This is a genomic window from Longimicrobiaceae bacterium (genome assembly GCA_035696245.1).
Classification (GTDB): domain Bacteria; phylum Gemmatimonadota; class Gemmatimonadetes; order Longimicrobiales; family Longimicrobiaceae; genus DASRQW01.
Map to the genome: position 1 here is coordinate 1 of DASRQW010000560.1, position 13,045 is coordinate 13,045.

Annotated in this window: 13 protein-coding genes; 1 reads left to right on the plus strand and 12 read right to left on the minus strand. The window is 66.6% G+C overall.

Annotated features, from left to right (window positions below; translation table 11 throughout):
• Nucleotides 1–403: 403 nt before the first annotated feature.
• The 3 genes from VFE05_24820 to VFE05_24830 form a co-directional block, all read right to left on the minus strand.
• Nucleotides 404–1,024 carry a YdeI/OmpD-associated family protein gene (locus VFE05_24820; GenBank protein ID HET6233323.1) on the minus strand — a complete coding sequence of 207 codons (621 nt, stop codon included), beginning with the start codon at nucleotides 1,022–1,024 and terminating at the stop codon, nucleotides 404–406.
• An 80-nt stretch (nucleotides 1,025–1,104) separates the two neighbouring features.
• Entirely contained in the window at nucleotides 1,105–1,641 is a 537-nt protein-coding gene (locus tag VFE05_24825) for a DUF1697 domain-containing protein (GenBank protein ID HET6233324.1), read from the minus strand.
• A gap of 307 nt (nucleotides 1,642–1,948) precedes the next feature.
• Complete coding sequence (locus VFE05_24830) at nucleotides 1,949–2,164, minus strand: hypothetical protein (protein ID HET6233325.1); 216 nt, start codon at nucleotides 2,162–2,164, stop codon at nucleotides 1,949–1,951.
• A 321-nt stretch (nucleotides 2,165–2,485) separates the two neighbouring features.
• Here VFE05_24830 and VFE05_24835 point away from each other — a divergent pair, with 321 nt between their 5' ends.
• Nucleotides 2,486–3,667 carry an amidohydrolase family protein gene (locus tag VFE05_24835; GenBank protein HET6233326.1) on the plus strand — a complete coding sequence of 394 codons (1,182 nt, stop codon included), beginning with the start codon at nucleotides 2,486–2,488 and terminating at the stop codon, nucleotides 3,665–3,667.
• Between the two features lie 356 nt (nucleotides 3,668–4,023).
• Here VFE05_24835 and VFE05_24840 read toward each other — a convergent pair whose 3' ends face one another.
• The 9 genes from VFE05_24840 to VFE05_24880 form a co-directional block, all read right to left on the minus strand.
• On the minus strand, nucleotides 4,024–4,683 hold the full coding sequence (locus VFE05_24840; protein HET6233327.1) for an HAD hydrolase-like protein: 660 nt from the start codon (nucleotides 4,681–4,683) through the stop codon (nucleotides 4,024–4,026).
• A gap of 118 nt (nucleotides 4,684–4,801) precedes the next feature.
• A complete protein-coding gene (locus tag VFE05_24845; GenBank protein HET6233328.1) occupies nucleotides 4,802–5,260 on the minus strand; it encodes a GNAT family N-acetyltransferase in 459 nt (152 codons plus the stop codon).
• A gap of 159 nt (nucleotides 5,261–5,419) precedes the next feature.
• Nucleotides 5,420–5,839: a nuclear transport factor 2 family protein gene (locus VFE05_24850; protein ID HET6233329.1), complete on the minus strand. Its 420-nt coding sequence runs from the start codon at nucleotides 5,837–5,839 to the stop codon at nucleotides 5,420–5,422.
• A gap of 61 nt (nucleotides 5,840–5,900) precedes the next feature.
• The gene (locus VFE05_24855; GenBank protein ID HET6233330.1) at nucleotides 5,901–6,281 is read right to left on the minus strand and encodes a cytidine deaminase; all 381 of its coding nucleotides are present in this window, start codon (nucleotides 6,279–6,281) and stop codon (nucleotides 5,901–5,903) included.
• Between the two features lie 82 nt (nucleotides 6,282–6,363).
• Nucleotides 6,364–7,128 (minus strand): aminoglycoside adenylyltransferase domain-containing protein, encoded by a 765-nt coding sequence (locus VFE05_24860; GenBank protein HET6233331.1) that lies wholly within the window; start codon nucleotides 7,126–7,128, stop codon nucleotides 6,364–6,366.
• Between the two features lie 94 nt (nucleotides 7,129–7,222).
• Entirely contained in the window at nucleotides 7,223–7,693 is a 471-nt protein-coding gene (locus VFE05_24865; protein ID HET6233332.1) for an isoprenylcysteine carboxylmethyltransferase family protein, read from the minus strand.
• A 233-nt stretch (nucleotides 7,694–7,926) separates the two neighbouring features.
• Nucleotides 7,927–8,895: a hypothetical protein gene (locus tag VFE05_24870; protein HET6233333.1), complete on the minus strand. Its 969-nt coding sequence runs from the start codon at nucleotides 8,893–8,895 to the stop codon at nucleotides 7,927–7,929.
• A 12-nt stretch (nucleotides 8,896–8,907) separates the two neighbouring features.
• Nucleotides 8,908–9,885, minus strand: coding sequence for a DGQHR domain-containing protein (locus VFE05_24875; protein ID HET6233334.1), 978 nt, complete (start codon nucleotides 9,883–9,885; stop codon nucleotides 8,908–8,910).
• 203 nt (nucleotides 9,886–10,088) lie between these two features.
• Nucleotides 10,089–12,611, minus strand: coding sequence for a vitamin B12-dependent ribonucleotide reductase (locus VFE05_24880; protein ID HET6233335.1), 2,523 nt, complete (start codon nucleotides 12,609–12,611; stop codon nucleotides 10,089–10,091).
• Nucleotides 12,612–13,045: the final 434 nt, after the last annotated feature.

A 13,045-nucleotide genomic window follows, 5' to 3' on the forward strand; every position in this document is an offset into this window, starting at 1 on the left:
ACCTGGTACAACACCCAGCGCCGTCACTCCAGCCTCGAGTACCTCTGCCCGGCTGAGTACGAAGCACGGCTCGCCTTCACTCCGAAGGCAGCCTAAACCCCGTGTCCACTCCGCGGGGGGAAGTCCAGCGCGTACCTCTCCGCGCTCCAGGCGCATCGCCCCGCGAGGGATGAACGGGGCGCGACGGACGGGGAGGAACCGAGCGCTCCGAAGGCTGCGCATCCTCCGGAGCGAGGATCGCTGCACCGCTCTTCGAGCTTTCGGTAGATAAAGAAGCGCAGGTCCATCCGATGATGAACCAGCGCTCACTCGTCCGCCGAAGCACGCGAGGCGAACCCGCCGCGGGCCACTCTCTCGCCGACGTACAGCCGCGTATCCGGCAGTCTCTCCCGATCCGGAATCATCAAGACTTGCGGCGGGGATACAGAGTCTCGCCCTTCGCCAGCATGGCGATGAACTGCTCGATCTTCCTCGCCCGCGTCTCGGCCTTCTTAACGTTGTGGATGCGGAAGAGGACGGCGTAGCGGTTCTGTCTATCCAGCGCCTCGAAGAACGCCTTCGCGGCGGGGTTCGCGTCCAGCGCGGCCTGGAGGTCGGCGGGCACGGTGGCGGTGCCGAAGGACTCGTAGGCGGCGTCCCACTGCCCGTTCGCCTTCGCGCGCTCCACGGCCGCCAGGCCCGCGGGCTTCATGCGGCCGTCGCGGATCAGCGCCTCGGCCTTGTCGCGGTTGATCTGCGACCACATGCTGCGCGGGCCGCGCGGCGTGAACTTCTGGATGAACGACGCGCCGTCGTACGTCTTCTTCTGCCCGTCGATCCAACCGTGGGTGAGCGCCACTTCCAGCGCCTGCGCGTACGTGCACGTGCGCAGCTCCGCGCCCTTCTTCGCGATCCGCAGCCACACGCCCGGCGAGGCGGTTCCGTGCTCGTCCAGCCACGAATCCCACGACGCGGGGCCGTCCAGCAGCACGACAGGCTTGCCGTCCACCATCTCGGGTCCGGCCTTCACGTCATCCGTGCTCATCGGCGAGATCGTCAGGAGTGTGGATGTACCGGGGGAAACGTGCGATTGCGCGCCGCACTCCGAGTGCGGTGCCTTGTCCGTCAGCCCGCCGGCGGATACTTCGCCGCGAGCTTCCGTACGGTGGTGACGTTTCGCATGGTGGACGGCAGGCCGAGCGCCTTCTCGATCGCGCCGCCCAGGATCTTGGACTCGCTGATCTTCACGCGGCACAGCCAGTAGACCTCGCGTCCGGCGACGGCGAACTCGTCGCGCGGCGTGCCGAGCGCCATCAGCCGCTGCACGGCTTCGGGAGAGGGCGGATGCTTGAGGAAGCAGACGGAGAGCGCGACCGGCTCTGTCTCCGCGAACGGCTGGCAGGCCGCCGCCTCTGCCAGCTCGCGCGAGGTGCGGAGGAAGGTGGCGACCGCGTAGCCCAGCGCCTGCTGGAGGTGCCCCTCGATCTTCGCCTCCAGTGCCGTCGCGTCTTCCGCCGGCGACTCGAAGATGACGTTGCCGCTGGCGATGAACGTCTCCACCTTCGCGAACCCCATCTCCTCGAACAGCTTGCGGAGGTGGTCCATCTTCACGGTATGCCCGCCGACGTTGATCGCGCGGAGGAATGCGACGTATCGCGGCATGGCTGCGGACTCGGTTCGGGCGGGTGGATGCGGTACGGACGCGCGGGTGCGCACCATGATCGCCCGCCCAGCCGTCCGGCGCAAACTCCGGGCGGTGTCGGAGAGCGAATTCGGGGCGCGGTGCCGCTCACGCGATCCCGCCGAAAGGGCCTCACGCGGAGGCGCGGAGAACGCGGAGAACGCGGAGAACAACTCTCTTCTTTGCCGTTCTCCGCGCCTCCGCGCCTCCGCGTGATCATGCTTTTCGGGCGGGCTCGCGTGGCCGGTGCTTTACGTGGGATTGGGTCAGCCCGCCTCGCATCTCCCGTCAGCAGACCTGGGGCAGGCTGCACCCGCCGGCCGGGTCGCGCGTGCAGCAGTTGGTCTCCAGGCGCGACTCCCAGCAGATGAACGGGACGCAGGTGGCGCACGTCGCCACGCCGCTCGCCTGCGCGTGCACGGTCCCGCGCCCATCTGCATCGTCCGCGGCGGGCGCGAAGGTCTCCACCGCCAGGTCTTCGAGGGTCAGCTTCAGCTTGGGCATGATCGCATCTCCCATCCGAGGTTCCGGGCGGGGAAATCTCCGCCGCCCGGCCGAAAACGGATGCAAATCGTTTGCCGACAGACATTTGCACTGATTCCGCAGCCGACCGCATCGATCGCCACCCATCTCCCGAACGGCTGAAGTTCTCCCCGTCCGGCAATCCTCGGCGTGAGAGCATGTCGTTGCGGGCGGGCGGCGTCGAACCGGCCGCGTGACTGGAGATGCTTGTGCCGCCACGGGTCCGCTTCGTGCTTTTGCGGCGGTTGGCAGGCGGGGCCCCGGCGCTCCGCGGACGACGACGGCGGACGGAACGGACGGCAGATGCTGACGCTGATCGAGAACGGAGAAGTGTATACGCCCGATCCCGTGGGCCGGCAGTCCATCCTGCTCACCGACGGCAAGATCGGGAAAGTGGGGAAGGTGGACCGGCGCGCCGTGGAGGCGCTGGGGCTGGAGACCACGGTCATCGACGCGAGCGGGTGCATCGTGATCCCCGGCCTCATCGACCCGCACCAGCACCTGCTGGGCGGCAGCGGCGAGGAGGGCTTCAACACGCAGACCCCGGAGTTCTTCATCGCCGAGATCGTCGCGCACGGCATCACCACCATCGTGGGCGTGCTGGGCGTGGACACCACCATGAAGACCATGCCCGGCCTGCTCGCCAAGGTGAAGGGGCTGAAGGAGGACGGCCTCAACGCGTACTGCTGGAGCGGGGGCTACGCGGTGCCGCCCACCTCCATCATGCAGTCGGTGCGCGAGGACATCATGTTCATCGACGAGGTGATCGGCGCGGGCGAGGTCGCCATCTCCGACCTGCGCGGCATCGACCCCTCGCCTCGGGACCTGGCGCGGCTCGCCACGGACTGCTACGTGGGCGGCATGCTCGCCAAGAAGGCGGGCCTCGTCCACGTGCACGTGGGCGACCGCCCCTCGCGCCTGCAGCCGCTGCGCGACGTGCTGGAGGGCTTCAACGTGGAGCCCTGCTGGTTCTACGCGACCCACATCGAGCGCAGCAAGACGCTGATGCGCGAGGCCATCGCCCTGGCCAAGAAGGGCATGCCGGTCGACATCGACACGGTGGAAGAGGACCTGCCCAAGTGGCTGCGCTACTACCGGGAGAACGGCGGCCCGCCGGACCTGCTCACCATCTCGTCGGACGCGTCCATCAACAGCCCGCGCGTGGTGTGGGAGCAGATCCGGTCGTGCATCCGGGACCACGGCTCCGCGATCGAGGAGGTGATCCCGCACGCCACCCGCAACACGGCGCGCATCCTCAAGCTGGCGCACAAGGGCGAGTTGGCGAAGGGCAAGGCGGGCGACGTGGTGATCCTGGAGAAGGAAACGCTCGAGATCGTCCACGTCCTCTCCGACGGCCTCCAGATGGTGCGCGACGGCCGGTTGGTATGCCAAGAGAAGTTCCTGGAGAACAGCAATCGCGAAGTCCACCTCGTCGGCCAGAAGGACGGCAAGGACTCGGGCGGCGAGGAGGGCGAGGAGAGCTGACGGGCGTCGTCCGACCGCCGGGGAACGGCCGGGCGAGTCGGTAGATGGGCAACGTAGATGCGCGTCGGGAGATGCAGTGTAGGACGGGGGATGCGGGTCGGGAGATGCAGTGCGGGAGATGCCGGCCGGGAGATGCGAGGCGGTAGATCGACAGTGGAGATGGACACGTCTCGAAGCTGCGGATCGCACCGCGTCCTCGGCGCCCCGGCAGATGCGCAGGCGTCGCGGAAGATGCTGGCAGCTGGCGCGGCCCTCGATCCTCCGCTCCTGCCGACGCACAGACGAAACGGCCGCCCTCGCGCTTTCACGGGGGCGGCCGATCATTCAGGCGAGCGGACCCACTGCCGCCGAAGCGTTCACGCAGCCGGAGCGCCGGCCGCGTCCAGCGCCAGGCGCGCGGCGATGTCGCCCACGCGCGTGAACACGTCCGCGGGCGCGTGGGCGGCGAGCGCGTCCAGCCGCGTGAAGCCCCAGCCCACGGCGCCGAATGCGATGCCCTCCGCCCGCGCCGCATCCGCGTCCCGTATCTCGTCGCCGATGCAGATCGCGTTGGCGGGGCGGACGCGGGCGGCGCGGAGCACCTTCCGCAGCACCGGCCGCTTGCCGAACAGCGAGGCGCCGCAGCCGTAGTGGCCGATGAACGCCGCGTTCTCCGGCCCCAGCACCCGCCGCACGTTCGCCTCGGAGTTGGAGCTGACGATCGCCATCTCCACGCCCGCCGACGCGAGGCGGCGGAGCACGTCGTCCACGCCTGCGAACAACGACACCTCCGCGATGTCATCCGCCATCCGCCCTCGCAGGTAGCGCACGACGAGCGGCAGCTTCCAGGCGGGGAGCCGCAGGTGCGCCATCATTCCGCGCGCGTCCAGCCCGCGCAGCCCGTCCGCCGCGCCGTGTTCGATGCGCCGGAACCCGTACCGTTCCGCCGCGTCGTTCACCACGCCCAGGAAGAACGGGGACGAGTCCGCCAGCGTCCCGTCGAAGTCGAAGATCGCCAGCCGGTAAGGCACGCTCATCCGCCGCGTCCGGAAAGAAGAAACGCCCGCTCCACGCGGGCGCCGTTGGGCTGGAAGATAGCCGCCCCGGACGGTTTCTCAAGCTGCGGCCAGCGCGGAAACCTGCTACGCTCGACCGCTATCCCGCTGCAAGGTCCTTGTACCACGCCAGCTGCACCTCGTCCGGAAGCGCCGGGTACGCGAGCCGGTCGATGGCGCCCAGCACGCAGCCCTGGCGCGCATAGAACCGGCACGCCGGCACGTTGATGTTCTGCGTCTCCACTTTCAGCCGCCGGCATCCCCGCTCCCGTGCCCACGTCTCCGCCGCGGCGAACAGCCCGGCGCCGATGCCCTGCCCCCGCGCTTCCGGCGCGACGCGAATGTCCCACAGCAGCGCGAGATCGTCGCGTCCGTCCAGCAACGCGGCTTCGTGCGCGCCGAGCGCGACGGTCGCGCCGCCCACGCGCTCGCCTCTGCCGCGTGCGGCGAAGAATCCCCAGCCGGGGGCGAACCGCGCCGCCCAATCCTGCGGGTGCTCGCCGGGGAGCGCGTCGTAGTCTTTCACGTACGGGCGGTCCACGGCCCGCGGCTGGAGCACGAATCCACCGAGCCCGCTGTCCGGCGCCGCGACCTCGAAGATCTCCGGACTTCGAACGCGCTCGGCACGCCCGCGTACTCCGCGAGCGAGGGAGCCGGCTCGAGGGTGACGTCGATGTGCATCACGCGACGGGTGAGGGTCGGGACCTGTGGCGAAGCGCTACGCGTCCACCGGATCGTCCTTCAGGTCGAGCATGGTGCGCCACACGGCGACCCACTGGCCGGCCTCCTCGGCGAAGACCCAGAGGTCCCGGCCGCTGGAGCGATACCGCTGCCCGTCGCGCTCGTACGTCATCGCGAAGACGAAGCTGGCGACGGCAGTACGGCCCGTGACGTCGATCCGGTGCCCGCTCTCCTCGAAGGCGTGGACCCGCGCGTTCTCGCAGAAATCCGCGAACCCGGCAAGCAGCGCCTCGCGCCCCTCCACATGGCCGGCGAAGGCCGGGTACGCCATCACGACGCCGGGGTGGAAGAGCGGCCGGAGGTCGTCCGGGCGCCCGTCCCGCCACGCCTGGTTAATGCGCCGCAGCACCTCGGCGACCTGCTGCCGGGCAAGCTCCACATCCTCCCGCTCATCCATGGCAGACCTCCTCCTCCGAACGCGGGTCGAGCGAAGGCATCGCGCTTCGGGGCGAGAACCGTCAGCGCTCGGGCAGGAGCGCCGCGAGCGGGCGCACGCGGTCCGGCCCGAGGATCACCAGCGCCTCGCCGTTGTGCGGATGCAGCTGCCACAGCAGCTCGCGGCACCGTCCGCACGGCGGGATGACCTGGCCGCGGCTGCCGACGGCGACGATCATCCGCACGTGGGCCTCGCGCGCCTTCAGCATCTCCGCCACCGCGGCGTGCTCCGCGCAGAAACCCAGGCTGCACGCCGTGTCGATGCACACACCCGTGTAGACGTTCCCCGCCGCGGTGACCAGCGCCGCCGCGACGTCGCCCGCGCGGACGTCCTCGCTCGGCGCGAACGGCCGGGCGAGCGCTGCCGCAGTGGCGATCAGGCTCTCGGGATCCAGGTGAGTCACGGAAGCGGTTGGTTCGGTTCCGGGGGATGCGCATTGTCGCGGAGCGCCGCCGCGGGCAGGACGCCGGTGCGGAAGCGAGCCGTCAGAAGGTGGCGGCGCGCTCCGCGTCTATCGTGTCGCGGATGAGGTCGAGCGTGAGGCGCACGTCCTCGTCAGATGCGGGACCAGCGGGGTTCTGCCGATCCACCAGCGCGCGGTCAATGAGCGGATGCCACCGCGCGGAGAGCCGTTCGCAGGCCCACGCCGCGGCCTGCGGCTTCGGGACCACGTCGCCCGTCGCGAGCGTGTAGCGGATGCGGCAGAGTGAGAGCACCACGTACGACTGGTAGCCGCGCGTGCCCATCGCCCCTGGATGCGCCAGCAGGTCCGCCGCCCAACCCGCGAGCACGCCTCGCATTGCCTGCCGGAGCGCCGCGGGTGTCACCTCGTCGATCAGCGTCGCCGGATCGGGGCCGGCGAGGGTGATGCCCTGCCTGCGCAACGTGTGGCAGTGCACCACCCAGCCCTCGTCGTACGTCGCGAGCTTGAGGCGCTCGCCGCGCCCGCGGTCCAGGATTGCGTGCACCGCGCGCGCCGGGTCGAACCGGCGGAGAGCGGCGAGGGAGATGTACGTGCACTCCAGCTCCGTCGCGCACCACACGTCCAGTTGCGCCAGCCGCTGGTGCATCGCATCCAGCGTTTCGAACGGTTGCCCCCGGACCTCCGTCTCCGTCACGACGACCACGTCCACGTCGCTCGCGCGGTCGAACCCTCCCGCCGCCAGCGACCCGCTCACGTACACGCCCACCATCTCCGTCCCGAGCGCCGCCCGCACGCCCGCAAGCAGCTCATCCAGCAGCGCCGCCACCTCGGGATCACGGGCAGCGATGGATTGGCTAGGCTCCCCAGGCTTGATCATCGCTGATGCGGCGTGCGAACGGCGCGGCTGTGAACGTGCGGCCTCAGATCCAGCGGCGCACGCTCGCCTTGTACGAGCGGTACTCGTCGCCGAACTTCGCCTCCAGATACCGCTCCTCGGGCAGGATCGCGAACCGCTGCACGAGCAGCACGCCGACCGGGAACAGCACCAGCGCCCACGTCACTCCGAACCAGCACGCGACCGCCAGGTAGAGAGCCCCCAGCCCCACGTACATCGGGTTGCGCGTGAACCGGTACGGCCCCGCGATCACCAGCGCCGTCGACGGGCGTACCGGGATCATGCTGGTATGCGCACGCCGGAAGCTCCCCAGCGCAGGCGCGAACACGGCGACCGCCACGATCAGGAAAACCACCGCCAGCGTCCGCGCGGCGGCCACGGGCAGGTCCGCGAGCGGCCAACGGAGCTGGAGCAGCAGCCCGGCAACGAGAGGAACGGCGTAAAAGAGCGGCGGCGGCACGAAGACGCCGGCGTGGTCGCGCGTGGCTTCGGACATGGTGGCCTCTTGGTGGATGTGGTGTCGCCCCCCGTGCGATGCCACCGCATGAGCCCAGCAAACGGAAGCCATACGTCAGCTGCCGGAGCCGAACAGGATCAACGCGCGCGTATGAGGGGCGTCGGAAATGACGGCCTAGCCCCCGAACGAATGCCAGTTGAAATACAAGCGGTGGAGCAAGCGAGACACGGTCGCCATTGCCAACTGAATACTAGAGCAGTTGGAGGATGGACTTAGACCTGCAATCGTGTAAGCAGTTCCACCCCTCCGAATTTGTGGAAGGACTTACCTTTTGGACATCGACCTGCCATATCTGCGCTCATTGCACGGCATATGGCAACGATGAGCATACAGCCCTCCATAAACATCTGCAAATCACGACCACCAGATGACCATACATTAATCGACAATGGGTCGCACTTCCATAGATCTAGGAGAGCAAACAGGTTCTCCGGATGTTTTGGGCGGGCATGGTAGGGAAACCAAACTCCAAATGCTAATTGGTAGTTGGCGCTATTGCGCACCTGAGACAACCATGAGCCACCACTACTCCGCCCATTGTGGGTCAGGATCTGCTCCAGTTCAATGAGCTTGGCAGCTACCTGCTGAGCGGCGGGGGTTACCGCAGAACTCTGCAGAATGCTCGTTCTCAAAAAACAGAGTAGCTCGGCAAACATGCTCCACATTGCCCCATGAGACCCTCCACCTCCACCCGAACGCTGCTCGATTGAAATTAGCTTCCCAGGAGTGTCGACAATGCAGCCGTATTGAGCAACGTTTAACGTCACCGCACCACGCGTCCCATAAAGTTCAGCAACAGAATGCAGACTTCGCAGGGCGGTGGTGTCCAATTGCGTACAACTCCGACTGAACATTCTGAGTAGAGCGTGCGCTGCAAAGAAGGCTGCATAATAAGATCGAATCAGCAACCATCCACCGGCCTTTGGCAGCACCGTACTTGCTTCTAGTCCTTCAAGCGACTCAAAAGCCGCAGCCGACATCCGGCTACAGTCCGCCGCCAAGGCAGTTGTGATCTGCTTAGCTAACGTAAACCTCAATATGGCGGTCCCCGGCTTAAGGGGATCGTAGATCTGATACTCTCCATGTGCCACCCAGGCAGCAAGGCCGCGGGACTGATGGCCGGAAATTTCGTTTAGACCCGGCATCCAATAAGGTCTTAAAACATCGACTAAGAGTGACATATTCAACCCAAACTACAACGTGAAATCTTCCTTGAGTGCCTTCGCAAGAACTGCGTGAAGTTCTTTAAGCGAGCCGCCGGGATTCTTGAAAGTATTGGCTTTCAGTCGGCTGAACATAGGTTCCAACACGTCGAAGAACTTTCTCTCTTCGTATATCGCGCCAAAGCGGTCTTTTACGCGCTGCGCAACATCCGGGAACAATAGCATAACACCACGAAATACTGTTGAATTAGTGATGTTAGGTGACATTTCAGAGGTACTCGCACCTACCACAAATGCAGCCAAGTAGGCACGGAGAGCATTATACACCACTTCTGTGTCGTTGTCTTTGAAGACACTAATCAGCGGCTTGATAGCCGCGTTAAACGTTACACGGGACAGCCTGCCACTCGTCCGAGCGGATGGACTCATAAACCCAAGTAGGGGGCTATCTGGACTATCAGCGAACCGGTCAAACAGCTCCCCAAGTAATTGCTCGGTATCATTCTCGTAATCCGCGAGTTTTTTGATGTCCAGCAGCAATTCGTTAGGAACGGGACGTTGCTTAGTATTGATATCAATAAACAGACGCGACTCGTCCTGGCGCGTAAGTCCGTTATAGATCACAACCGGAACCCGGAGAGCAGTTTTCGCAAATGAGAATCCGTATACGCGATGCTGCCCGTCAAGTACGAGAAACGCCTTTTTACTATCGCGAAACTGCAGTGTCTTTCCCCGTCCGACGATCTCCAAGTCAGCATCGGGTTGCGCGGAGAGCACAATCGAACTTGGAATGGTTCCGAACCCACTGTCGATGTAGCTCGCTATTTGGGTCGCACGGTTCTGATCGAGTACCCTTTGAAAGCCGGCCTGTGGGTCTTCTTCGCGGGTGGTCACGAAACAAGTGCGCGACAAGACATCGCTAGGCATAGTCAACGTGTAGAACCGGTGATTGCCCTGGGTCACGAGACTCACCGAATAGCGCAGCATCCCATCTGGAGCTTCATCCATATGATCCTCGAAGTGTCTTTGGTCTGTTGATAGGGCAACTGCGGTAAGGTAGCGATCGGCACAGCTTAGTTCAATAACTCCACCGTGCAGTTGTACGATGCACGAGGCAGGGAATTCGTGAGTATGGCTGTGGGCTCCCGGCTAACGCCGAGAGCCCACAGCGGAGAACGGTACAGCTACACAACAAGCTGGATAGGCTTACCTCACCCGCACTCGCTGAAGCCGCAGGCGTGGCACTTCATGCAGCCTTCGGCGAACTCGAGCTGGCTCTTGCACTCAGGGCAGGTGCCCATGAAGGTCTCGCCCGCGTCGTAGGTCGGGAAGACGAGCTGCGGCTCCGGCGCGAACACCACGTCGGCGGCGCTGGTGGCCTCGCCGACGGCGAGCTCGGGGATCAGCTCCTGCTGGATGCCGGCGCGCTCCTGCTCGCGCAGCCCGATGGCCTGCGCGATCGCGTCGGGCACCGAGTGCACCTTGTTGGCGCCGAAGCCGATGGCGCGGTCCGACGAGATGCCGCGCATCTGGGTGAACACCTCGCTGAGCGGGATGCCGAAGCGCAGCGCCAGCGAGATCAGCCGGCCGATGGCCTCCACGTCGGCCATGGCGATGCTGCCCGCCTTGCCCAGCGTGGCGAACACCTCGAACGGCTGCCCGTCGGTGTCCTCGTTGATGGTGACGAACACGTCGCCCAGCGGCGAGGTCATCTTCCGGGTCGTGCCGCGCAGCACGTCCGGCCGCTTGCGCTTGCCGCGGCGCGTCTGCGTGGCGGCCGCCTCGGCCGCGGCCAGGCGCTCGCGGGCCGTCTTCAGCTCGGCCTCCATCTTGGCGAGCTTCTCCTGCGCCTGCACCAGCGAGCCCTCGGTCTCCTTCTCGGCGCTGGACTTCTTGGTGGCGCCGGTGGTGAGCGGCGCCGCGTCGCGCGAGCCGTCGCGGTACACCGTGATGCCCTTGCAGTTGAGCTTGTACGCCAGCTCGTAGATCTCGCGCACGTCCTCGACCTTGGCCTCGTGCGGGAAGTTCGTGGTCTTGCTGATGGCCGAGTCGCAGTGCTCCTGGAAGGCCGCCTGCTGGCGCACGTGCCACGCGGGCGTGATGTCGTGCGCGGTGACGAACGCCTTCTGCACGTGCGCGGGCACCTCGGGGAAGTGGATGTGGCCCTCGCCGGCGATGCGCGCCATCAGGTCTTCGGAGTGCCAGCCCTCTTCCTTGGCCATGCGCAGGAAGTCGGCGTTCACGTCGGGCATCAGCGCGCCGGCCTGGTTGCGCATGAACGCCACGGCGAACAGCGGCTCGATGCCGCTGGAGCAGCCGGCGAAGATGGAGATGGTGCCCGTGGGCGCCACCGTGGTCACGTTGCAGTTGCGCAGCCGGCGCACGGGGCGGATGCGGTCGCCGTTGGGCGCGCGCGCCGCCGTGTCGTCGAGCCCCCAGATGGAGCGCTCCCACTCGGGGAACGTGCCGCGGATGGAGGCCAGGTTCTCGCTCTCCTTCTTCCCCTCCTCGTCCATGAACTCCATGACCCGGCGGCCGATCTCGATGCCCTCGTCGCTGTTGTACGGCACGCCCAGGCGCACCAGCAGGTCGGCGAAGCCCATCACCCCCAGCCCGATGCGGCGGATGCGGTGCGCCAGGTCGTGGATCTCGTCCAGCGGGTACTGGTTGGCGTCGATCACGTTGTCCAGGAAGTGCGTGGCCAGGCGCACCACGCGGCGGTACTCCTTCCAGTCGATCTTCTCGTACCAGGGCGCGTCGGCCGGCTTGTCGTCGCGCACGAAGGCGCCGACGTTGACGGAGCCCAGGTTGCACACGTCGTACGGGAGCAGGGGCTGCTCGCCGCACGGGTTGGTGGCCTCGTACGAGCCCAGGTGCGGCACCGGGTTGTAGAAGTTCGCGCGGTCGATGAAGAACACCCCCGGCTCGCCGGTGCGCCACGCGTTCTTCACCACGCGGTCGAACACCTCGCGCGCGTCCAGGCGCCCCACCGCCTCGCCCGTGCGCGGGTTCACCAGGTCGTACTCCTCGCCGCGCTCCGCCGCGTTCATGAACGTGTCGGTGATGGCGACCGAGATGTTGAAGTTGGTGATCTTGGTGATGTCCTGCTTGCAGTCGATGAAGTGCAGGATGTCCGGGTGGTCCACGCGCAGGATGCCCATGTTGGCGCCGCGGCGCGTGCCGCCCTGCTTCACCACCTCGGTGGACGCGTCGTACAGCGACATGAAGCTCACCGGGCCGCTCGCCACGCCCGTGGTGCTGCGCACCAGGTCGCCCTGCGGGCGGATGCGGCTGAACGAGAAGCCGGTGCCGCCGCCCGACTGGTGCACCATCGCCATCGACCGTAGCGTGTCGTACACGCCGCTCTGGCCGTTGCTGAGCGCGTCGTCCACCGGGAGCACGAAGCAGGCGCTGAGCTGGCCCAGCGGGCGCCCGGCGTTCATGAGCGTGGGCGAGTTGGGCTCGAAGCTGCGCTGCGTCATCAGCAGGTAGAACTCGCGGGCGAGCGCCTCCACGTCGTCGGCCGTCGCGCCGTACTTGGCGTCCTCGGCGGCGATCACGCTGGCCACGCGCCAGAACATCTCCTCCGGCTCCTCCACCGGGTTGCCCGTCTCGTCCTTCATCAGGTACCGCTTGGCCAGCACGATCCGGGCGTTGTCGGACATGTCGGCGCGCGGGAGGTCTGCCGGGGCGATGGGGCGGACCACGGGGGACGGGGCGGCGGAAGGGTTCATCGGGGGAGACTCCTTGGCTTGGTAGAGGCTGTAAACCACGTCCGCGGAAGGGGAACCGCCACTTCTGGGAGCGTGTGCCGCCTTGCGGCGGCAGGCACTACATGTAGGGGAATCCGAATGTACACCCCCTAGCCGTAGTGGTCAAGAACGTTGTGGACGGGGCAAACGGCGTGCCCGTCCGGCCGCTTTCCGCGCCCGATTCCGGCCCTGCGCGGACGGTGCGGACGACTAAAACTCCGTCCACACCGGGCTTACGGAGACGGGTTGAGAAAGTGCTTTCGGCGGGGTCGCTGCGGGGCGGACGAGGCGCGGCCCCGGACGGGTCCGGGGCCGCGCGAAAGAGGCCAGTCGGGTGCGGCGAGGTGCGCCTAGAAGTCTGTTGAAAATCGGGTGCTCAGAATCCGAGAACTGTGCTCACAGGCGATCTCGGGTCG